This is a genomic window from Amycolatopsis sp. NPDC049253 (genome assembly GCF_040678995.1).
GTDB lineage: Bacteria > Actinomycetota > Actinomycetes > Mycobacteriales > Pseudonocardiaceae > Amycolatopsis.
Window position 1 is genome coordinate 69,247 of the sequence record NZ_JBFAQX010000029.1, and the last position, 20,400, is coordinate 89,646.

The following is a 20,400-nucleotide window of genomic DNA, read 5'->3' on the forward strand; positions in this document are numbered from 1 at the left end:
CTCACGCTACGAAACGGCCGTGGTGGGCGCCGTGGCCGGAAGTCCCAGTGATGCGGGACTTCCGGCCGTTCCTGGTGGCGTCCTGGGCTCGGCGTTCAGCGCCGCCAGGACCGCGGACCCGTCAACCGTCTCCTCGTCCTGCAGCCGCGCGGCCAGGCGCTCGAGCGCTCCACGATGCGCTGTGAGGAGTGCGACGGCCCGAGCTTCGGCTTCGCGCACCAGCCGCGCGATCTCTTGGCCCAACACCCGCTGTGTCTCCTCGGAGTACGGCCTCCCGAGCAGCTCGGCTCGGCCGTCGGAACCCATCGCGGCGCCGCCGCGGCCGTAGCCGATCGGGACGAGCGCCGGCGACAGCCCGAATTCGGTGACCATCTTGGCGGCCACGACGGTCGCACCGGAGAGGTCGTTCGCGGCGCCGGTCGAGGCCTGGCCGAGCACTACGAGCTCGGTGGCGCGGCCGCCCAGTCGGACGGCGAGCAGATCGGCCACGTAGTCCTCGGAGTAAAGGTGCCGCCGCTTCCGGCAGTTGCTCGGTTGCGCCGAGTGCCATTCCCGCCGGCAGGATCGTCACCTTCGCAAGTGGGTCGGCATGCTCGCACAGCGCCGCGACAAGTGCGTGCCCGGACTCGTGCACGGCCACGGAGCGGCGTTCTTCGGGCAGCAGGGCGTTCGAGGTGTCGCGCCGGCCGAGCAGGACCCGGCCCCGCGCGGCCGACAGGGTCGGCCGCGGTGAGTACAGTCCGGCCGTCGCGGACGGCGTTGATAGCCGCCTCGTTGACCAAATTGGCGAGGTCGGCCCCGGAGAAGCCCGGTGTGCCCCGGGCGACCACGCCCAGTTCGACGTCCGGGCCGAGGTGCTTGCCGCCGATGTGCACCGCGAGGATCGCGGCGCGTTCGGACTGGTTGGGCAGCGGCACAGTGACCTGCCGGTCGAACCGTCCCGGGCGCAGCAGCGCCGGGTCGAGCGTCTCCGGCCGATTCGTCGTCGCGAGCAGGACGATGCCTCTGTTCTCGCCGAATCCGTCCATCTCCGACAGCAGCTGGTTGAGGGTCTGTTCGCGTTCCTCGTGGCCGTCCAGCACCCCGCCGGCACCACGCTTGCTGCCCACCGCGTCGATCTCGTCGATGAAGATGATCGACGGGGGCGCGAGTGCGGGCTTCCTCGAAGAGGTCACGCACCCGGGAAGCACCGACACCGACGAACATCTCCACGAACGCAGAGCCGTAATGGACAGGAACGGCACGCTCGCCTCGCCCGCGACCGCCCGGGCGATCAGCGTCTTGCCGGTGCCGGGCGGGCCCAACATGATCACCCCGCGTGGGTCCTTGGCGCCGGCCGCTGCGTAGCGGGACGGATCGCGCAGGAAATCGACGACTTCGCTGATCTCCTGCTTCACGCCTTCGTAGCCGGCGACGTCAGCGAACCGGGTGGTCGGCCGCTGTGCCTCGATGATCTTGGCCTTCGAGCGCCCGAGCCCGCCGATACCGCCGAGCCCGCCCGTGCCGCCGCCCAGCGAGCGCTGAGCCCGACGGCCGGCCCACAAAGAAACCCGAAGAAGAGCAGGAACGGCAGGAAACCCTGCAGGGTGCTGAAGAACGCGGTACCGCCGCTCTTCACACCGGTGATGGCGACATTCTTGTCGCGCAGCTTGACCTCCAGGCGCGTATCGCCGAGCGCGGTGGGCAGCTGGCTGCTGAAGCCGGTGCCGGTGCGCAAGGTGCCGGTGACCGCGCCGTCGCCCTCGATCTTGATCTCGCGGACCTGATCGGCATCCACCTTTGACAGCAGCTCGGTGTAGGCGAGTGCCGGTGGAGGCGGCGACCACAGTCCGATTCCCGCGATCAACACCAGGGTGGCCACGGCGGCGATCACCAGGAGCCAGCCGAGCGGCCCGGCCCGGCCGTTGCCGGGGTCGGGTGCCGGAGCAGGGGTCGGTGGCGGGCCGGAGCGCGCGGTCCGGGACCTCGCTCAGTCCGCCTTTCGGCCACGTCGCTGCTGCGTGTACGACGGCCCTCGGATCACCGAGGCGACCAACAAGATGCCGAAGACAAAGCCGAAGTCGTAGAGGCGCCGCTTTTGTACACCTCGGACAGGTTGTCCAACCGCGACATCACGAAGGCGTTCGGGCAGACGAGCCCGAACCAGAAGCCGGGACTGAGTGCGCCCTCGGACATCGGGTTCGCCGCCGCCGCGCACGACGTCAGCAGCAGCGCGAGGAGCAGCAGGCAGCCTGTGGCCGTGGTCCCGCGGCGCACCGGGCTTGGATGCGTGGTCCCCCGGCCACTGTCCCGAGCGGGTGCGCCGGGGCAGAAGAGCCGAACGTCCCGGGTCCGCGGGACGTGCGGAAGTCGTGGCGTGTGCGCAGTCCCGGTCATCCTGGGGCCGGCAACACGTGCCGTGGGAGAGGAGGACCGGCGATGAAGGCGAAGATGTGGGGTTGGCGGGTGACCTCGCCCGGTCCGATCGCGAGCGGGCCGATGGCGTGGGCACGGTTGCCCATGCCCGTCCCGGATGCCGACGAGCTACTGGTCCGGGTTCGCGTGTGCGGGGTCTGCCGCACCGACCTCCACGTGGCCGAAGGCGACCTGCCGGTGCACCGTGCGGGTGTGACGCCGGGTCACGAGGTCGTCGGCGAAGTCGTGGCGTCCGGCCCCGGCGAGGTAGGCGGGTTCTGGCCCGGTGACCGGGTGGGGGTCGCGTGGCTGCGGGGCACCTGTGGCACCTGCCGCTTCTGCCGATCGGGCAGGGAGAACCTCTGCGCCTCGTCGATCTACACCGGCTGGGACTCCGATGGTGGGTACGCCAAGTACACCCTGGTGCCCGCAGCTTTCGCGCACCACCTGCCGGCGGGGTACGCCGACGCGGAGCTCGCGCCGCTGCTGTGCGCTGGGGTGATCGGTTACCGGGCGCTGCTGCGCGCAGAGGTGCCCGCGGGAGGCCGGCTGGGCATCTACGGCTTCGGCGGGAGCGCGCACCTGGCGGCGCAGGTCGCCATGGTCCGCGGGGCGACGGTGCATGTGCTGACTCGCAGTCCGAACGCCCGGACGCTGGCGCTGGAACTGGGTGCCGCGTCGGCGGGCGACGCCGCCGAGGCACCGCCGGAGCCGCTGGACTCGGCGATCCTGTTCGCGCCTGCCGGTGAGCTGGTGCCGGTTGCGCTCGCGGCACTCGACCGGGGCGGCACGCTCGCGATCGCCGGAATCCACCTGTCGGACATCCCGGTGCTGGACTACCAGCGGCACCTGTTCCAGGAACGGCAGCTGCGGAGTGTCACCGCGAACACGCGCGCCGACGCGCGTGAGTTCCTGGTTTTCGCCGCCGAGCACCGGCTGCGGGTCAGCACCACGTCCACGCGCTGTCCGACGCCGAGCAGGCGTTGGCGGATCTCGCGGCGGACCGAGTCACCGGTGCCGCGGTCCTGCACGCGGGCTGACCGAGTCAGCGCCCGCACCCCTGCTCGCACGTGGCCCGCGGCGGCCCCCGGAGGGCGGCCGTCAGGGCGAAGAAGGCGCCCAGCACACCCGATTCCCTCGACAGCCGCGGTGAGCCGGAGGCCCAGCGCCACGCTTCCGAACGCGCAGCCGGCCGGGAGCGGGTTCTGGCTCGCCGGTATCCGGCCGCCGATTATGCACGCGGTCAGGCCTAGCACGAGGACTGCCGGCATCCGTCGCTGCTGATGCCCGACGTCGTCCGATCGGCGAGGTGGCCGGCGAGAGCCCGACCACGGCCGACACCGACAGTGTGGCGAGCGTGTCTCTTTCGCCGTACCTCCGGTCACTCCGGCGTAGGAGTGGCGGGACAGGCAAGGGTGGTAAATCACGAGCGCAGCACCGGGAACCCGCTGATCGTCGCTGCGGTTGACGGTACGGCGACGGCCGTCGCCGCGTGGTGGGCGCCGAGGCGGCGCACCTGGATACGTCACTGCATGTGCTCACGGTCTACGGCATCGACTAGACCTTCCTGGAAGGCAAGGTCTACCCGCCCACCGACTGGCTGGCCGTCAAGGAGGCCGCGGCCGGTGAACTGCCGCGGCGCGAATCAGCCGGCGTGAGGCGGGTGCGGTCGGCCGGTCCGCGCCTTCCCCTGGGCGCGGAGTCGGCTCAGTGAGGGCGCAGCTGCGCCGGAACGGCAGTCCTGCGCCGTAGACCTCACCGAACGGACGGGCCACCTCGCTGAACGGGCGTGGTGGTGTGGCGGGCAGCGGCGCCGCCGGGGCGCGGCCGATCCGGATGCCCAGCTGCGGCACCCGGTCGGCGAGGATGCTTTCCCGGACCCGCCGTGCGCGCGGAACCGAGCTCGCAGAATTCGGTGAACACACAGGTAGCCCGGCCGAGCCGGGTGGCCGCGAGCAGGACGGCACTCGCCGCTTCGCCAGCGCGAAGGTGCGCCGTGTGGTCGTCGGCATCGGTGGTGAGCACGGTCAGTGCCGCGTTGTCGGCGCGGTCCCGGGAGCGAGTCCGGGGGCGGCGAAGCGGCGGTTGCCGATGGCCGTCGCGTCCGGGGCGGTGTTGCGGGAAAGAACACCGTCCGTCCGGTAGCGGTGGCCGCTCCAGGCGGCCAGCTCTGAGAGATATGTCGGGGCCGACGGGAGCAATTCGTGCGCCCGCGCCGCGGCCACGACGAGAGCACTGCGGGCGTCGGTCTCGAGCACCGCGCCGGAACCGGCCACGACGTTGGCGAGCCGGGCGAGCTCGTCACCGGTCGGTGGCGTGGTGAATGGGCGCCGGTCGGAGCGGCGGCTCGCGATCGCCGAGGCGAGCGCGATGTCCTCGTCGGACGGTTCGCGTCGGCGCAGCTCGACGAAGGCGAGCAAGTCCGGGTCGGTGCCCGGTGGCAGCCGGGTCACCTCCGCCTTCCAGCCGAGCGCCGCCGCGGCGACGCGCAGGTGGTGGAGGGCACAGCCGCAGCTCACGAGGAGGTCGCGCCCGGTCGGGTCCGCTCGCGTCAGCCGGCGGCTGGGATCTGCGCGCAGTTCGATCGTGTGACCGCTGAACCGCCACGCCCACGACTGGGTGTTGTGCACCGACGGCGCACGCACCGAGAGGGCGATCGCCGCCTTCAGTGTGCTCAGGTCGGGCTCGTCATCGTTCATGACTGGCCTCCTTGGCCCGGGCTCGTACGGGTCATGCTGCCGACCGGCCGGGGTAGCTGCCCAGAGGCGAAGTTCCGCGCCCGCGAGGCATTCCGCCTCCAGCAGCTCCTGGGTGAGGTCTGACAGTGCCCGGCCCACTGCGAGGTAGCCGGCGATGTGGGCGAGCCCGAGGCCCTCGAGCGTGCGGTGGGCCAGGCCGACCCCGGCGAACTCGTGGCCGTCGGCCGTTCGCAGGACGGCTTCGGCGCGGGTGCGGCAGGTGCTCGAGTTCGACCTCGAGGGCCCACCGCTCAGGCTTGTCGGTCATGTCGACTCCGTTCCAGCCCGACCCTCCCAGACCGCCTCCGGAGCGGACAGAGCCCCAAGTCCTCGTCGCGCGATGGTGACCTTCGTCCTTCGCACTCGGGCAATCCGACAGCGTCGCGAAGAGGGCCGCCCGGGGTTCGCTGAGGGGGCGACACCAGTTCGCGACGTAAGGAGTGAGCATGACTGCACTACCCGGGTCCCGTCTGGCCCTGCCGAACATCGCCGCCTGGCTGGACAACCCCTGGCCGTTCGCCGAGCACAACCCCGTGCGGATCGAGGACTCCACTGAGAACGGTCGATACACCGTGCGCGCAGAGCTGCCGGGTTTCGACCCGGAGAAGCACATCTCGGTGACAGCGCACGAGGGGCTGCTCACGATCACCGCGGAGCGCGAGGCCAGGGAGACCGCCGAAGGCCGGAGCGAGTTCTATTACGGCAAGTTCAGCCGCACGATGACCCTGCCGCCCGGCGCTGAAGCCACGAAGGTGAACGCGAAGTACACCAACGGGATCCTCGAGATCACGATGCCGGTGACCGAGCAGCCTCACGAGAAGCAGATCAAGATCCACGTCGACAAGGCCTGAGCGCCGCTCGCGGTGAGCGCGGCCGTCGGCTGTGCCCACCCCAGCGGGGTGGAGGAGTGTCATGAGAACGGACCTGCCTGTGCGGGCTCTGCTGGCTGACGGGGAAGTCGGTCTCGTGCGCGCTCTGCGCCCTGCGGACACCGCGGCTGTGCTTGACTTGCACAACCGGCTCGGCGAGAGAGACCGTTATTTTCGGTTCTTCGGTCCGTTGCCATCCACAATGGACCGGCTGGCCGCACGGATCGCGGAAGAGCCCGCCGCCGGCCACGCCGCGGTGGGCTGTTTCTTGCGGGAAGCTCTCGTGGGCGTCGCCAATTACGAGAAGCTCGGCGACACCAGGGATGCCGAGGTCGCCCTGGTGGTCGATGGCACCCGGCAAACCCACGGAGTTGCCACACTGCTGCTCGAGCACCTTGCGGTGGCTGCCCGCGCGGCCGGTCTGACCCGGTTCGTCGCCGAGGTACTGGCGGAGAACTCCCAGGTGATCCAGGTTTTCTCGGACCTCGGATTTCCGTACAAGGTGACTCGCGACGGTCCCGAATGGGCGGTGACGCTCTGGCTCGACGCCGAGGACCACTATCCGGAGGCGATCGCGCACCGCGACGAGGTCGCGGAGGCAGCGAGCCTCGCGCACCTGTTCCGCCCCGCTTCCATCGCGGTCATCGGCGTGGGCCGGCGGGCAGACTCGGTCGGGCGCGCGGTGCTGGCGAACCTGCTTGGCCGCGGCTACCCCGGCTTGGTCGAGGTGGTCCACCCTCACGCGACGGAGATCCTCGGGGCGCCGTGTACTCCCACGGTCGCGGCACTGAGGCAAACCCCTGAGCTGGTCGTGATCTGCCTGCCCGCCGAGGCCGCCGCGGTCGCGCTTGAGCAATGCGGAGAACGCGGTGTATCTGCTGCGGTGATGATCTCGGCCGGGCTGACCGGCACCTCCGCCGGCACCCGGGTACGCGAGGCGCTTCGGCGGTACGGCATGCGCCTGGTTGGCCCGAACTGCCTCGGAGTGTTGTCCACTGATCCGTCGTTCCCGGTGGACACCACGTTCCTCGCCCGGTCGCCGTTGCCAGGCGACGTCGGGGTCGTGACGCAGTCGGGCGGCGTCGGTATCGCGCTGGCTGAAGCACTGACCGGGCTGGGCCTGGGGCTGTCGAGCCTGGTGTCCACCGGAGACAAATACGACGTCAGCAGCAACGACTTGCTGCTGTGGTGGGCCACCGACCGGCGCACGAAAGTCGTCGTGCTGTACGTGGAGTCCTTCGGAAACCCGCGCAAGTTCGCTCGACTCGCTGCCCGGCTGGCGAGGACCCGCCCGGTGCTGGCGGTCCGCGCTGGTAGCGGCGGGACCGCGCAGCGCGCCGCCGCGTCGCACACGGCGGCCGCGGCGACTCCCGCGGTGACCCGCGACGCACTTTACGAACAGGCCGGGATCATCGCGGTCGACACGGTCGCCGAACTGACCGACGTGATTGCGGCGGTGTCCTGGCAGCCGCCGCCGGCCGGGCGCCGAGTGGCCGTGCTGAGCAACGCCGGTGGCGGCGGTGTCCTCGCCGCCGACGCGTGCGAGCGGAAGGGTCTTACGATGGCGGCCCTGTCCGCGGAGACCGGACAGCGGCTGCGCGCACTGCTGCCCGCCGAGGCGGCGGTCCGCAACCCCGTGGACACCACCGCTGCCGTGCCCGCCGGGCTTTTCGCGGAGGCGTTGAAGATCGTGCTCGACGACGACGGCGTTGACGCCGCCATCGTGGTCACCGTGCGGACCGCGGTCAGTGACCCGGCGACGTCACTGGCCGGCGTGGTCGGCCGCGGGGCCAAGACGGTGTTCGCCGTCCGGCCCGGCCAGCGGGCCAGGGTCGCGCCGCTCGTTGCCGGCGGACCGGGTGTGACTGCTTCCTACGACGATCCGGCCACCGCGGCCTCTGTTCTCGCGAAGCTGGCGGGCTACGAACAATGGCTGCGCCGGCCGGACAACGACGTTCCAGACTTGCCGGAGGTAGATGTCGCGGCGGTGCGGGCTTTCGCCGTAGCGCGTGTCGCGCAGGGGGAACGGTGGCTCGGCCCGGCCGCGGCCGTGGAGCTGCTGCGCCTCGCGGGCATACCACTGGTGACCACCCGCTACGCCCGGGACGAGACCGAGGCCGTGCGGATCGCAGGCCAACTTGCCGGCCCGCTGGCGGTCAAGGCCGACGCCGAAGCGCTGCTGCACAAGTCCGCCGGCGGCGGAGTCCTGCTCGACGTGTACGGGCCCGAAGGCGCCCGCGACGCCTACCGGCTGCTCTTTGCCAGGTTCGGCGACTCGCTCAAGGGCGTCGCGATCCAGCCGATGGTCGACCGGGGACGCGAGCTGCTCGTCGGTGTGCAGTCCGATTCGGTGTTCGGGCCACTGGTGGTGTTCGGCCTTGGCGGTGTCGACGCCGACCTGGTGGCGGATCGCGCTGCGCGGCTAGCCCCGCTTACCGGGGCAGACGCCGATCTGCTGCTCGACGCGCTGCGGTCCTCGGAGGCCCTGTGGGCGTCAGGGATCGACCGCACCGCGGTCCGCGAGTTGCTGCTGAAGGTCGGCCGACTGGCGACGGTCGTGCCCGAGCTCGCCGAACTGGACCTGAATCCGGTGGGGGTGCACAAAAGCGGCTGCGTGGCGATCGACGCCCGGGTGCGCCTGGAACTCCGGAACCCCGCCGACCCCTACCTGCGCCGCTTGCCCGGCTGACCGAGTTCGAGGAGACGATCGTGCGAGTCCTGACCGTGAACCCCGGTTCGTCGAGCCTGAAGGCTGCGATGGTCCACGAAGGCGTGACGGTCGGCTGGGCGGCGTGGCAGATCGCCGACCCCGGGGCCGTACCGGACGCCATCCACCGCTGGCCCGTGCCGGACGCGGTCGCCGTGCGGTTCGTCCACGGCGGAGCACAGAAGACACCCGCGGTGATCACGGAATCGCTACTGGCCAACCTCGAACGGCTGGTGCCGCTGGCGCCGGCCCACCAGGAGCTGTCGCTGGCGGTCACGCGCCAAGTGCGGGACCTGTTGCCGAGCGTGCCTGTCGTCGCGTGTTTCGACACCGCGTTCCACGCCGTGCTGCCGGACGCCGCGGCGCACTATCCGCTGCCACGGGAGTGGACCCGGCAGAACCGGCTGCGCCGCTACGGATTCCACGGCCTGTCGTGTCGGTACGTAGTGCGCCGGACCGCGGAGCTGCTCGGCCGTCCGGAATCCGAGCTCCGGCTGGTGTGCGCCCACGTCGGCGCCGGTGTCTCCGTCACGGCGATCCGTGGCGGGTCCAGTGTGGACACTTCGATGGGATTCACCCCGCTCGAAGGAGCCGCGATGGCGACACGCTCGGGTTCGATCGACCCGGGCCTGCTCCTGCACGTGATGAAGACCGCGCCGATGAGCCCGGACGAGATGGAGGACGCGCTCTACCACCGGTCCGGGCTCGCGGGTATGAGCGGAACCACCGGCGATCTGGGCGCGGTGCTCACGGCCGCAGCGGACGGCGATGCCGATGCCCTGCTGGCGGTATCCGTCTACACGCATCGGCTTCGCCGGGAGATCGGTGCCGCCGCGACGAGCCTGGACCGGCTGGACGCCCTCGCTTTCACCGGCGGAGTGGCCGAATACCAGCCCGAGATCATCAGCGCCGTGGCCGAAGGCCTCGGCGTGCTGGGGCTGCGCCTCGCCCCTCACGAACGCACCGACGCGGACCGCGTGATCAGCGCGCCGGACTCGGCGGCGGCGGTCCTCGTCGTCCGCACCCGCGAGGAACTCGAACTGGCCCGCGGCGCAGAGGCCGTGCTGGCGCAACCGGCAGTGAGGTGAACGTGCACGTACTGCTGAGGGAAGCGAAGTTCGGCGACGGCGATCCGCTCTACCAGCCGTTGCGTGACTCGTCGTGCCCACTCGACGACGTGACCGACCCACCGGTCTTGACAGTGGGCGTCCGCGACGGCGGTGACGGGGTCACAGCCCGGGAATTCGGCGTGGTGTGCGCAGTGCGGGCGCGGGTGCCGGTGGTGCTCGTGGCACCCGCGCCCGGAGCGCCCGCGTCAACACCGGCGGGGTTGGCGAACCGGGTGACGATCGCCGACGTCCGGACCCTGCTCGGCGCATGCCGGGCGGCGGTGTTCCACGCGTGCCCCACGGGCGGTCGTGTGTCGGCATGAATGGCACGATCTTCACTTGGGATCACTCCGCCCGCGCGATCCTCGTGGATGCCCTCTCCTGGCTGGAGGGTGGCGGATTCGTCGTCGAAACGCGGCCGCACGACCTCGTGATCGCCCTGCCGGGCCCGGTCCGGGACAGCCATCATCGGGCCGAGACCTTCGCCCAGTGCGGTGCTGCGCTGTGTACGGCCTGGATCGTGCTGCGGGTTCTGGGCATCGAGCCGATGGTGTCGTTCCCGCATGACGCGGATCGCCCCGACATCGTCGCGGTACTGGGAACGGCGGGTGGCGCGCTGTCCACGACTCGGGACTGGACTCGCTACCTTGCGCTGTGCAGGGTCCGGACTTGTCCGCCGGGCACCACTACGACACCGGTGTCTCCTCGAGCGCTCGCTGAGCTCGCGGCACGGATCTGCTGGCCGCGCGCGACCGTTCTTCCCGCACGGCCGGAGTGGGGGTTGGCGCTGCGGCAGCTCGGCTTCGGGACCTTCGGACTGTCCGCACTGCTTGTGCTCACCGAAGAGGACACCTGGGACGACCAGGTACTGGCTGGTGCTGCCGTCCACGACCTGCGGATCGAGGCGAGCACGTCGGGGATCGCCTCGGACGTGGTCACTCCGGTCACGCTTCGGCCGGGGATGCGGGCTCGGCTCCCGGCCGCACTGGATCTGCCCGGTGTCCCGCAGGCAGTCGTGCGCGTCGGCTCCGCCACCCCCGCCGAAGGAGCACCATGACCAGTCATCTGCGGGTGGCGACGACCGTGCCCGACGACGACATCGACCCGCGCGAACCACTCGGGCTCCTGCTGCGCGACCTCCGGTCCTTCCCGGGTGGGATCACCTCACGCGAGGCGGCGCGCCGGCTCGAGGTGAACGGGCCGAACGCATTGCCGCACCGAGGGGGCAGGCGCTGGCCACTCGCCTTACTGCGGCAGCTCGTTCACCCGCTCGCCCTGCTGCTCTGGGTGGCCGCGGCCCTCGCGTGGTTCGCGGGCACTACGAACCTGGCCGTTGCCATCGTGGGTGTGATCCTCTTGAACGGCCTGCTCGCGTTCTTCCAGGAGCAGCACGCGGAACGCGCCGTCGAGGCGCTGGGGGAGTACCTGCCGGAACGCGCGGAGGTGCTCAGGGACGGAGTTGCCGGGCGCGTCCCGTCCGTCGAACTGGTGCGCGGCGACGTGGTCCTGCTCGCCGAGGGCGATCGAGTGCCCGCTGATGCGCGGCTCGTCGACGGGTCTATCGACGTGGACGCGTCGATGCTCACGGGCGAGTCGGTTCCGGTCACCCGGACAGCCGACGCGTTCGACGACGCCACGCGGTCTCTCGACTCGCCGGTGCTCGTTTTCAGTGGCACGGTATGCGTGGCCGGAGCCGCGCGGGTGGTCGTGCACGCGACCGGTCGGCACACCGAGATCGGCCGGATCGCGTCGTTGTCCGCGCGGGTGGGGCACGAGGAGAGTCCGCTGGAGCGGCAGGTGCGGCGGGTCGCGTGGCTGATCGCCGGTGTGGCCGTCGTCGTGGGTGTCGGGTTCTTGCCCCTCGGCGTGATGGCGGGGCTTTCGTGGTCGGCCGCGTTCGTGTTCGCCATCGGCCTCCTGGTGGCCAACGTGCCGGAGGGCCTGCTGCCGACGATCACGCTCGCGCTGGCGGTGGGGGTCCGGTCGATGGCCAGGGCGGGAGCGCTCGTGAAACGCCTGTCAGCGGTCGAGACACTCGGTTCGACCACCGTGATCTGCACCGACAAGACCGGGACTCTGACGCAGAACATGATGCACGTGGAGGACGTGCGCGGGCCGGGTGGATCCGGGTGCAAGTCTCCTGAAGTGCCTGCCCGGGTGCTCGCGCGGTGCAGCACGGCCGACGTCGCCACGGGGTCGGGCGACCCGACTGAGCTCGCGCTGCTCCGGTTCGCCGCGGAGCAGGAGGTCGATGTGGCGGCGCCTGCCCGGGATTCCGCCCGGCGAGCGTTGTACGCGTTCGACCCCCGACTGAAGCGAATGTCCACAGTGGATGCGATCGACGACGTTCTTGTAGTGGGCACGAAGGGCGCGCCCGAGCAGGTCATGCCGCTGTGCACGACGGAATTGAGCGAGTCCGGCACCGAGGTGGTGTTGACGGAGGAGCGAAGGAGCGAGGTCGCCGAACTCGTGGAGAGTCTGGCACGGCGGGCGCTTCGGGTACTCGCGGTGGCGCGCCGAGAGGTGCCGGCACTGCCCGCCACCCGCGCCGAAGCCGAGAGCGGTCTGTGCTTGCTCGCGCTGGTCGGCCTGGCCGATCCGCCGCGCCCGGAGGTCGCCGCCGCGGTGGCGGACTGCCACTCGGCGGGTATCACGGTGCACGTCGTGACCGGGGACAACGGGGTGACCGCCGCCGAGATCGCCCGGCGCGTCGGCATCGACGCCCGACGGGTGATCGACGGCAGCGAACTGGCGGGGATGCCGGAGCCGCAACTCGACGAAGCGCTCGTGGGCCACGGCGCGGTCGTGTTCTCCCGCGCGACCCCGGAGGACAAGCTGCGCATCGCCGACGCCCTGCGCGACTGCGGCGAGGTGGTCGCCATGACAGGAGATGGAGTCAACGACGCCCCTGCCCTGAGACGGGCCGATATCGGGGTCGCGATGGGCCTGAGCGGTACTGACGTGGCCAAAGAGGCCGCGACCGTGGTGCTGACCGACGACAACTTCGCAACCATCGTCGCCGGCGTGCGCGAGGGCCGGCGGGTGTTCGACAATGTCCGGAAGTTCGTGCTGTACATCTTCGCGCATGCGGTGCCGGAGGTACTGCCGTTCCTGCTCTTCGCGATCTCGGGCGGCGCCATCCCGCTGCCCTTGACCGTGCTGCAGATCCTGGCGATCGACCTGGGCACGGAGACGTTGCCCGCCTTGGCCCTGGGTCGTGAACCCGCCGAGCCGGGACTGATGGCCCGGCCACCCCGCCGCCGCCGCGAAGGCGTCGTCACCGGGCGAATGCTCTTGCGCGCGTGGGGGATCATGGGCCTGCTGTCGGGCGTCCTGGTGCTCGCGGCGTACTTCGCGGTGCTACTGGCCGCGGACTGGCACCCGGGCGCCGACGTGACGGCGGGCTCTGCCCTGCACCATGCCTACCTGCAGGCCACGACGGCGAGCTTCGCGGCGATCGTCTTCTGCCAGATCGGGACGGCGTTCGCGTCGCGCACCGAGCACGCATCGTTGCGCGCCGTCGGCCTGACCACGAACCGTCTGCTGTTGGGCGGCATCGTGTTCGAGGTGCTGTTCGCCGCAGCGCTGATCTACGTGCCCTGGCTGCAGGACGTCTTCGGCACGGCAGCGCTGCCCGCTTGGGTGTACCTGGTTCTCCTCCCGATGCCGATCCTGGTGTGGGGAGCTGACGAGCTGTTCCGCTGGGCCACTCGTAATCGTCCGAGGCCGACGAGGGCGCGGGAATCGATTCGGTAATGATCGTCACATGCCGATCTTCGCCGGCGACTTCCCGGTATCCGGCGAATGCTTCAGGAGAGACGATGTGGTTGGTTTTCGCGGACGACTCAGAGCAACTGAATCCGACCCGCGCCGAACTCGGACACCTGATCGGAATCGGGGCGGTCTTGTTTCCCGAAGCGACGGTCGCGACCTATGCCGAACGAGTGAAGGCGGCGCGGGAAGACCTCGGCGTTCGCCGCGAGCGGAGGTCGAATGGCGCCCGAAAAACGGAAGCTGGTTCAAGACCGAAGCGGGCAAACAAGCTCGCCCGGAGCTACGGAAGCGAATGATCGCCGCCGCGAGCGAAGCGGAAGTCATGACCAGCATCGTTGTGTGGGCTCGTGGCCGCGTCGGGTCGGATACGAACGACGTGCGTGGAACAATCCTCGGATTCCCCTACGACAATCTTTCCAACTTCTTGAAGGCTCAAGAACCGGCGGCTCGTCGGTACCCGCTCACGATGACGCCCAGCTCGCTTTCGGCAACTTGTTCGGCAGAGTGGGCTTGGGATTACTGCGAGCCAGCCGTCTCTGCCGTAATGCCAGTAAGGCATGGTGTCCTCCGCTCCGGGCCGGGTCAGCACCACGGGTAGCCGGCGCGGTCCGGCAAGTCGGTGGCGTCGAGCGGTGTCAGCACGTCGTCGAGGTCGCGGCGCGGGGTCGCGGGCAGCGGGTCGGCGTTGACCGGCGCCCAGCCGATGCGCAGCACCATCTGGGGAAAGGTGCCACCGGAGACTTTTTCCTCGACGATGCGCCGGACGTCGCGGATCTCCAGTGGTTCGGTCAGCGGGCAGCTGGCGAGGCCGAAGCTTGTCGCGGCCAGCAGCACGGCGCTCGTCGCCTCGCCGGCACGCAGCCGCGACATGCGGTCGTCGGACGCGGTGCTCAGGACGAGCAGCACCGTCTCGGCGTCCTCGCCGCTGGCCGGTGCCTCGGCGAGTTCGGGATCGGCGAAGAGGCGCGACGGGAGTGTGCCTGGGGTTTCGTCGGGCGGTGGTGTGCTGCGCGAGGGGACACCGTTGGGCGCGGCGTGGCGTCCGCTCCACGCCGCGAGCTCCGTCCGGTAGGCAGGGTCGTTGAGATGCTGCCTCGAGGCCTTCTGGATTGCGACGGCCAGGTAGTAACGCTCGGCGTCTTCGGCGGTGCGCAGGACGACGCCTTCCTCGGCCGCTGCGGCGGAGAGTGTTTCGAGGTGCCCGCGGGGGACCGACCATGAGCTGTGTCGGCGGCGGTCGGTGCGCCGCCGCGGGATCGCGGCGGCGAGGGCGATCTCGTCCGGAGACGGTTCGTGTCGGTGTAGCTCGATTGCTGCGAGGTGGTTCGGCTCGGCCGGATTGGGGAGGCGGTGCGCTTCGGCGCGCCAGCCTAGAGCTGCGAAGCCGACGCGTGCGTGGTGCAACGCGGCTCCGCAGCTGATGAGGAGGTCGCGGCCGTCGGGGTCGGTCTGGGCCAGGTGCCGGGACGGGTCAGCGTAGAGGTGGAGCGAGCGGTCGCCGACTGCCCAGCGCCAGGGCTGAGAATTGTGCACCGACGGTGCGCGGACGGCCATGGCTGCCGCGGTCTTGACGGTGAAGTCGTCCGGGAGTCCACGGTCCATGGTGAGCCTGCCTGGTCGTTTCGTGCGGTGGTCGCCTCGACCCTGTCACCCGGACGGCGTGGGAATGCAGGGTCGGAATCCCTCGGTGGGAGGGACTTTCGCCGGTCTTGCCTCAGGAAGGCGAGCGCGTGTGTGCCAGGGGACTGCTCCGGAGTGCCGGCGGTCACGACCGGGAACGCGTCGGGCCGTGAGGCTGGCTTCCGGCACGAACGGTGCGGCGCACGTTTGCCTACCTGGCCCGGGGGCGTCGGCGTGGCGGCAGCGGCCGCATTCGGCCCCGCCGCACTGCGCGGCGGATGAGGATGTCAACGCTCGAGAAATGATGGCCCAAAGGACGTTCTGCCGCATCTCGCGCAGGGTGTCCGCCCGACCGGACTGCGGTATTCGCTGGGGTGCCGACGAGATCAAGACTCACCGGATGTGGAGTGGTGGACCTGACGCAGCGTCGCGAGGTCACACCGGTAGGCCTGCTCGTCGATCTCGCCGCGAGCAAACCGTTCGGCCAGTAGCTGTTCCGAGTTCGACCGTTCACGGTCTCCGGGGCCGGGCCAGCAGCTGAGGACGCGGGCCAGGGCGATGATCGCGACGATCACCAGCGCCCAGAACAGCACGATGCCGGCGGTCATGAGCACGACGCCCGAGCCGCTATTCCGTAGCTGCCCCAGTGCATCATTGTTGGGTCCCATCAGTTCTTGACCTGGAAACGTCGTTCAGGGCCCGGCCTGGCCACTACGGCTCGGGCCGTGCGTGATCGGTGGTATGCACGAGTCGCGCCGGCAGAGTCCTCGAGGGGTCGACGCAGCTGCATCAGGGTCTTGCTCTGACGATGAGCTGCACGCGCTGGTCGCCCTTGGCCGCGCCACCTGGGTCGACGAACAGTTGTGGCTCGGCCGGCTCGGGCGGGCCAGCATCGCGCCCGCATTGAGGCGGGCAACGCTGCTTGCCGTCGCGCGCTGGGCTGGGCTGACTCATGAACAGCTTCACTGCGTCGTGGCGTGGAACGCCACCAGGGTGGCCTCTATCGATAGCTTGCCGGGCGGTCAGCAGCTGAGGTGACTGGAAAACGCCAGTGAGCGCCAGACGCTGGTGACGGGTACCGCCCACAGGTGACAGACGGCGATCACAGTCGCAACGGTGCTGCCAAACGTCGCAGCCGCAGACTGTTGCTGACCACGAACATCGACGAGACCGCCTGGCCCCACGATTGGGTCGCCGCCTGTATCGCGACCGGCACGGCCTCGCGGGTCGGCATCGAGGCGTCCACCGCCGAGTTGGACCCACCAAGACGTGATCGTCCTGCGAGCTCCGGATGATGGGATTGTCTCCCACCAGCTTTCAGCTGCGGGTGTGACGCGCCTGATTCCGGCACATCGCGACAGCGAGTTGATCGGACCTGGTCACTGGGCGACCCGACTGGCACGTACTGATCAGCTGCTCGAGAGGACTACGAAGCTGCCTCGAGCGTCACGACAGAGTTGATTCGGAGGCGAAAATCCGACCTGACCTTGGCCAGATGAGTGCGATGGTCATGCTCGGCGCACCCCTTCGTACCGGACGGCTTCGACCTCGTCGAGGCGCACGGTGCCGTCGGTGATGAGCTCGTCGAGCTCGGCCAGGAACGCGCGGACCTTGTCTTCGGCGTCGACGATGATCACGACGACGGGAAGGTCCTCGGTCAGGCTCGAGATCTCGTCGGTGTGGATCAGTGCCGTCGTGCCGAAGCCTTCGCAGCCGTGCAGCACCGTCGCGCCGGGCAGGCCGGCTTCGCGGGCGCGTTTCACGATTTCGTGGTGCAGTGGTTTGTGATGCCAGGTGTCGTCCTCGCCGAGGAAGATCAAGATGCGCAACGCGTTTCCGGTGAGATGCATCGGTCGCGCCTCCTGCCGGGAGTCCTCGTTTCGGGGTACCGCCTGCTTCTCACGACCAGTCCGCGTGCTACTCACAGTGATGCCACCAGTGGGTGTGCGGGCGCGGTGTAGCGGATGCCCTCGACCTCGTCGAGGGTCACCAGTCCGCTCATGTCGAGGTCGTCCAGTTGCAGCAGGAAGGCCCTGATCCGCTCTTCGGTGTCGGCGATCGTGATCAGCATGGGAGGTCGTTGCCGAGCCGGAACGCGTGTTGGGAGTGGATGCGGGAGGTGGCGCCGTAGCCCTCGATGCCGCGGATGACGGTCGCGCCGGCGAGGCCGGCGTCGTGGGCGCGGTCGACGATCTCTGCGGAGAGTGGTTTGTGGTGCCAGAGGTCGCCGTCGCCGACGAAGATCGACAATCGCAAGGCCCGCCCGGAGCTCTTGGTGTTCATTTTTCGTCCTCCTGGCACGAGTGGTCAGTCACACGTGTGCACGGGAAGCCATCAGCCCCATGTGAGGCGGTTCGGCCAGCGGGTCCGGCGGGATCCATCTCCAGGTCAAGGACATCCCCGGGGACCCGATCGAGTCAAGCATGAGGAGGCTGCCGTCCAGGTCCGCGTGGCCCAGCTAGGGCAACGGGCGTGACGGCATGTCCTTGCCGGGCAGAGCGGCGCCTGAGCGCGGAGCCCAGTGGGTACGCGCTAGAACACCTCACCGTCCCGGTCGGGCCGGTTGTCCATAAACCGTAAGAGTCGCCTAAGCTCAGTAGCGGTGTGCCGGGAAGTCTGGTCGGCGAGGTGACATGCACTCGACCGACTGGAGCAGCGATGACCTCGACCTCACCCCGCCAGCGGACGGTGTTCACCCGCGGATCCTGGCCCGAAGCACGCCGTATCGGTGACATTCTCCGTAAAGAGACCATCGGGGGCGCGCTCCTGCTCGCGGGTGCAGTTGTGGCTCTGGTGTGGGCGAACTCGCCCTGGGCGCCCGTCTATCAGATGATGCGCTCGTTCACGATCGGTCCGGCCGCCCTGCACCTCGACCTGTCGCTGGGCACCTGGGCCGCCGACGGGCTGCTCGCGATCTTCTTCTTCGTCGCCGGCCTCGAGCTCAAACGCGAATTCGTCGCCGGGGACCTGCGCGACTCCCGCCGCGCTGCCGTTCCCGTAGCCGCCGCCTTCGGCGGTGTCGCCATCCCCGCCCTGATCTACCTGCTTGTCAACCGCAGCGGAGCCACGCAGGGCTGGGCGATCCCCACCGCCACCGACATCGCGTTCGCCCTCGCGGTGCTGGCGGTGGTCGGCCGGTGCCTCCCCGCGGCAATGCGCACCTTCCTGCTCACCCTGGCCGTCGTCGACGACCTCATCGCGATCGTCATCATCGCCGGCTTCTACACCGACCACCTGCAACTCTGGCCGTTGCTGGGTGCGCTGGCACCGCTGGCCGGCTTCACCGTCCTGGTGCAACGCCGGGTCCGGTCCTGGTGGCTGCTGCTGCCGTTAGCGATCGCGACCTGGGCCCTGGTGCACGCCTCCGGGGTCCACGCCACCATCGCCGGCGTCCTGCTCGGCTTCGCCGTCCCCGTGATCCGCAGTCAGGCCGCCGGTGGCCCCGACGCCGGCCCCGGTCTGGCCGAGCACTTCGAGCACCGGTTCCGGCCGCTGTCGGCCGGGGTCGCCGTGCCGGTGTTCGCCCTGATGGCCGCCGGGGTCCCGATCGGCGGCTGGACCGGGCTCACCAGCGCCCTGTCGGACCCCATCGCGGTCGGCATCGTCGCCGCACTGGTCTTCGGCAAGACCTTCGGCATCATGGGCGCCACCTGGCTCACCGCCCGCCTCACCCGGGCCCGCATGTCCGAAGGACTGCACTGGATCGACTGCGCCGGGCTCGCCCTGCTCGGCGGCGTCGGGTTCACCGTGTCCCTGCTCATCGGCGAACTCGCCTTCGGAACCGGCACTCCTGCCGACGACCACGCGCGCGTCGCCATCCTCACCGGCTCCCTCATCGCGGCGCTGCTCGCCACGATCGTGCTGCGCGCCCGCAACCGCGTGTACCGCCGCATCCACGACGCCGAAACCCGCGACCAGGACCGCGACGGCATCCCCGACATCTACACCGAACCCGCGGCAACGATCGATCCTGTGACGGGAGTTGACAAGTCCAGTTGACGCAATCTTGTGCGTGCGCTGGGGGGACGTGCCGCTGCGACCTCCCGCGGTCTGCCGGATCCCGCTGGGCCCGGGAGTGTCCGAAGATCGGTGTTCCCGTCCGACGCACCGGGCTGAGGTACGGGCACTGTGAGTGATGACAGTGGACTTTGCGATCGACGCAAGCGGGACGAGAAGCCGGCGCAGCTGTCGCCGGGGCAGGCGGCTGCGGCGGCGATGGTAGCCGCGGCCAAGGCGCGGCGGCTGGCGTTGACCGGCCCGGACGATCTGCTGAAGCTGTTCACCAAGAACGTCCCGGAAACGGCGTTGAACGAGGAAATGACCAAGCTCTTCGGTCACGAGACAAACCCGGCCGAGGCGCGCGGACTCAGCCAACGTGCGCAACGGCACTCGGCCGAAGACCGTGATCTCGGACGCTGCCGGCGAGGCGTGGATCGAGGTGTGGCGGAATCGGGAAAGTACGCTCGAGCCCCAGATCGTGAGTGAAAGCAGCAGCGCCGGCTTACGGATGTGGACGAGGTCGTGCTGTCGTTGTATGCGAAAGGGATGACCACAGGGGAAATCTCCGCGCATTTCGGTGAGATCTACGGAGCGTCGGTGAGCAGGAGACGCTCTCGCGGATCACGGCTCTTCGAATTGCGGCAGGAGCTGACAGTCCGGTACCGGAGTCGCTGCTTGCTTCCTCCGGACACTGTCACGCTCGAGCCCAACGCCGTTCACGCCGGCAGGGAGACCGGCCTACAGGAAAGATCGGTGGGCGTGGCCGCCAGGCCTGCATGGGTCGTGCACGCCCTCACGGGTATTAGTGGGATCGCCGAAACGGTGCTCGATGGTTACCACGTGCCCATGGAACCGGTCGCCGGGTGGACGGTCGGCATGCAGCGATTCACCGATTTCCTCCGGGACAACCCGAGCGGGAGGGGAACTCAAGCGCCGCCGGACACACGCGAAGTTCATAGCGGACATCGGTGGTGAACTCGCGCGGGCAGTCTTCCGCGCCAGGCGTCACGCCTGATCAGATGTCCGACTGCTGCCTCAACCGCAGCGAGGAGGACGTGTCGCGCATCCTACGCTCGGCCTGTTCCGTGAAGTCCTCACGAAACGCTGGTAACTGCCACTGTGCAGTGAGACAACAACGATCTCCTCGACATGATGTTCCTCACGGCCGCAGCTGGATACTGCGACCACGT

General features: G+C 69.7%; 13 protein-coding genes and 5 pseudogenes. 9 read left to right on the forward strand and 9 right to left on the reverse strand.

Going from position 1 to position 20,400, the window contains the following annotated elements; all coding sequences use genetic code 11:
- Nucleotides 1-6: 6 nt before the first annotated feature.
- The 3 genes and pseudogenes from AB0K15_RS39190 to AB0K15_RS39200 form a co-directional block, all read right to left on the reverse strand.
- A pseudogene (locus AB0K15_RS39190) lies at nucleotides 7-640 on the reverse strand (hypothetical protein).
- Nucleotides 641-779: 139 nt separating this feature from the next.
- A pseudogene (locus AB0K15_RS39195) lies at nucleotides 780-1,307 on the reverse strand (AAA family ATPase); the annotation flags it as partial.
- An 86-nt stretch (nucleotides 1,308-1,393) separates the two neighbouring features.
- A complete protein-coding gene (locus tag AB0K15_RS39200; protein ID WP_364062802.1) occupies nucleotides 1,394-1,873 on the reverse strand; it encodes an ATP-dependent metallopeptidase FtsH/Yme1/Tma family protein in 480 nt (159 codons plus the stop codon).
- A gap of 545 nt (nucleotides 1,874-2,418) precedes the next feature.
- On the opposite strand from AB0K15_RS39200, the gene AB0K15_RS39205 reads away from it, so the two are divergent.
- Nucleotides 2,419-3,678 carry a zinc-binding alcohol dehydrogenase family protein gene (locus AB0K15_RS39205; protein ID WP_364062805.1) on the forward strand — a complete coding sequence of 420 codons (1,260 nt, stop codon included), beginning with the start codon at nucleotides 2,419-2,421 and terminating at the stop codon, nucleotides 3,676-3,678.
- 743 nt (nucleotides 3,679-4,421) lie between these two features.
- On the opposite strand, the gene AB0K15_RS39210 is transcribed toward AB0K15_RS39205, so the two are convergent.
- Nucleotides 4,422-5,093 (reverse strand): hypothetical protein, encoded by a 672-nt coding sequence (locus tag AB0K15_RS39210; RefSeq protein WP_364062808.1) that lies wholly within the window; start codon nucleotides 5,091-5,093, stop codon nucleotides 4,422-4,424.
- Between the two features lie 105 nt (nucleotides 5,094-5,198).
- Nucleotides 5,199-5,387: pseudogene (locus AB0K15_RS39215) on the reverse strand (dsRBD fold-containing protein); the annotation flags it as partial.
- Nucleotides 5,388-5,578: 191 nt separating this feature from the next.
- Between AB0K15_RS39215 and AB0K15_RS39220 the strand changes: the two are divergent.
- The 6 genes from AB0K15_RS39220 (at nucleotide 5,579) to AB0K15_RS39245 (ending at nucleotide 13,887) form a co-directional block, all read left to right on the forward strand.
- Complete coding sequence (locus tag AB0K15_RS39220) at nucleotides 5,579-5,983, forward strand: Hsp20/alpha crystallin family protein (RefSeq protein WP_364062811.1); 405 nt, start codon at nucleotides 5,579-5,581, stop codon at nucleotides 5,981-5,983.
- A 61-nt stretch (nucleotides 5,984-6,044) separates the two neighbouring features.
- On the forward strand, nucleotides 6,045-8,690 hold the full coding sequence (locus tag AB0K15_RS39225) for a GNAT family N-acetyltransferase (RefSeq protein ID WP_364062814.1): 2,646 nt from the start codon (nucleotides 6,045-6,047) through the stop codon (nucleotides 8,688-8,690).
- Between the two features lie 20 nt (nucleotides 8,691-8,710).
- Complete coding sequence (locus tag AB0K15_RS39230) at nucleotides 8,711-9,796, forward strand: acetate/propionate family kinase (protein WP_364062817.1); 1,086 nt, start codon at nucleotides 8,711-8,713, stop codon at nucleotides 9,794-9,796.
- A 289-nt stretch (nucleotides 9,797-10,085) separates the two neighbouring features.
- Nucleotides 10,086-10,874 carry a hypothetical protein gene (locus tag AB0K15_RS39235; RefSeq protein WP_364062820.1) on the forward strand — a complete coding sequence of 263 codons (789 nt, stop codon included), beginning with the start codon at nucleotides 10,086-10,088 and terminating at the stop codon, nucleotides 10,872-10,874.
- Nucleotides 10,871-13,573: a cation-transporting P-type ATPase gene (locus tag AB0K15_RS39240; protein WP_364062823.1), complete on the forward strand. Its 2,703-nt coding sequence runs from the start codon at nucleotides 10,871-10,873 to the stop codon at nucleotides 13,571-13,573. The genes AB0K15_RS39235 and AB0K15_RS39240 overlap by 4 nt, the downstream gene beginning before the upstream one ends.
- A gap of 65 nt (nucleotides 13,574-13,638) precedes the next feature.
- Nucleotides 13,639-13,887, forward strand: a complete 249-nt coding sequence (locus AB0K15_RS39245; protein ID WP_364062826.1) for a hypothetical protein — start codon at nucleotides 13,639-13,641, stop codon at nucleotides 13,885-13,887.
- A 286-nt stretch (nucleotides 13,888-14,173) separates the two neighbouring features.
- Here the strand turns inward: AB0K15_RS39245 and AB0K15_RS39250 are convergent, their stop codons facing one another.
- The 4 genes and pseudogenes from AB0K15_RS39250 to AB0K15_RS39265 all read right to left on the reverse strand — a co-directional run bounded on the left by AB0K15_RS39250 (nucleotide 14,174) and on the right by AB0K15_RS39265 (nucleotide 17,494).
- Nucleotides 14,174-15,193 carry a nitroreductase family protein gene (locus AB0K15_RS39250; protein ID WP_364062829.1) on the reverse strand — a complete coding sequence of 340 codons (1,020 nt, stop codon included), beginning with the start codon at nucleotides 15,191-15,193 and terminating at the stop codon, nucleotides 14,174-14,176.
- A gap of 404 nt (nucleotides 15,194-15,597) precedes the next feature.
- Entirely contained in the window at nucleotides 15,598-15,879 is a 282-nt protein-coding gene (locus AB0K15_RS39255) for an SHOCT domain-containing protein (RefSeq protein ID WP_364062832.1), read from the reverse strand.
- 840 nt (nucleotides 15,880-16,719) lie between these two features.
- Entirely contained in the window at nucleotides 16,720-17,061 is a 342-nt protein-coding gene (locus AB0K15_RS39260) for a DUF190 domain-containing protein (RefSeq protein ID WP_364062835.1), read from the reverse strand.
- 71 nt (nucleotides 17,062-17,132) lie between these two features.
- A pseudogene (locus AB0K15_RS39265) lies at nucleotides 17,133-17,494 on the reverse strand (DUF190 domain-containing protein).
- 375 nt (nucleotides 17,495-17,869) lie between these two features.
- Between AB0K15_RS39265 and nhaA the strand changes: the two are divergent.
- The gene (gene nhaA, locus AB0K15_RS39270) at nucleotides 17,870-19,210 is read left to right on the forward strand and encodes a Na+/H+ antiporter NhaA (RefSeq protein ID WP_364062838.1); all 1,341 of its coding nucleotides are present in this window, start codon (nucleotides 17,870-17,872) and stop codon (nucleotides 19,208-19,210) included.
- Nucleotides 19,211-19,438: 228 nt separating this feature from the next.
- Nucleotides 19,439-20,185, forward strand: a pseudogene (locus tag AB0K15_RS39275) (transposase); the annotation flags it as partial.
- Between the last annotated feature and the right edge of the window lie 215 nt (nucleotides 20,186-20,400).

Excerpts from the sequence above, each read along its gene's own strand:
- nhaA (WP_364062838.1), top strand. The coding sequence starts at position 17,870 with ATGACCTCGACCTCACCCCGCCAGCGGACGGTGTTCACCCGCGGATCC.
- AB0K15_RS39225 (WP_364062814.1), top strand. The coding sequence starts at position 6,045 with ATGAGAACGGACCTGCCTGTGCGGGCTCTGCTGGCTGACGGGGAAGTC.
- AB0K15_RS39245 (WP_364062826.1), top strand. The coding sequence starts at position 13,639 with ATGTGGTTGGTTTTCGCGGACGACTCAGAGCAACTGAATCCGACCCGC.
- AB0K15_RS39255 (WP_364062832.1), bottom strand. The coding sequence starts at position 15,879 with ATGGGACCCAACAATGATGCACTGGGGCAGCTACGGAATAGCGGCTCG.
- AB0K15_RS39205 (WP_364062805.1), top strand. The coding sequence starts at position 2,419 with ATGAAGGCGAAGATGTGGGGTTGGCGGGTGACCTCGCCCGGTCCGATC.
- AB0K15_RS39260 (WP_364062835.1), bottom strand. The coding sequence starts at position 17,061 with ATGCATCTCACCGGAAACGCGTTGCGCATCTTGATCTTCCTCGGCGAG.
- AB0K15_RS39240 (WP_364062823.1), top strand. The coding sequence starts at position 10,871 with ATGACCAGTCATCTGCGGGTGGCGACGACCGTGCCCGACGACGACATC.
- AB0K15_RS39210 (WP_364062808.1), bottom strand. The coding sequence starts at position 5,093 with ATGAACGATGACGAGCCCGACCTGAGCACACTGAAGGCGGCGATCGCC.
- AB0K15_RS39235 (WP_364062820.1), top strand. The coding sequence starts at position 10,086 with ATGCCGGGCGGCGGTGTTCCACGCGTGCCCCACGGGCGGTCGTGTGTC.
- AB0K15_RS39220 (WP_364062811.1), top strand. The coding sequence starts at position 5,579 with ATGACTGCACTACCCGGGTCCCGTCTGGCCCTGCCGAACATCGCCGCC.
- AB0K15_RS39250 (WP_364062829.1), bottom strand. The coding sequence starts at position 15,193 with ATGGACCGTGGACTCCCGGACGACTTCACCGTCAAGACCGCGGCAGCC.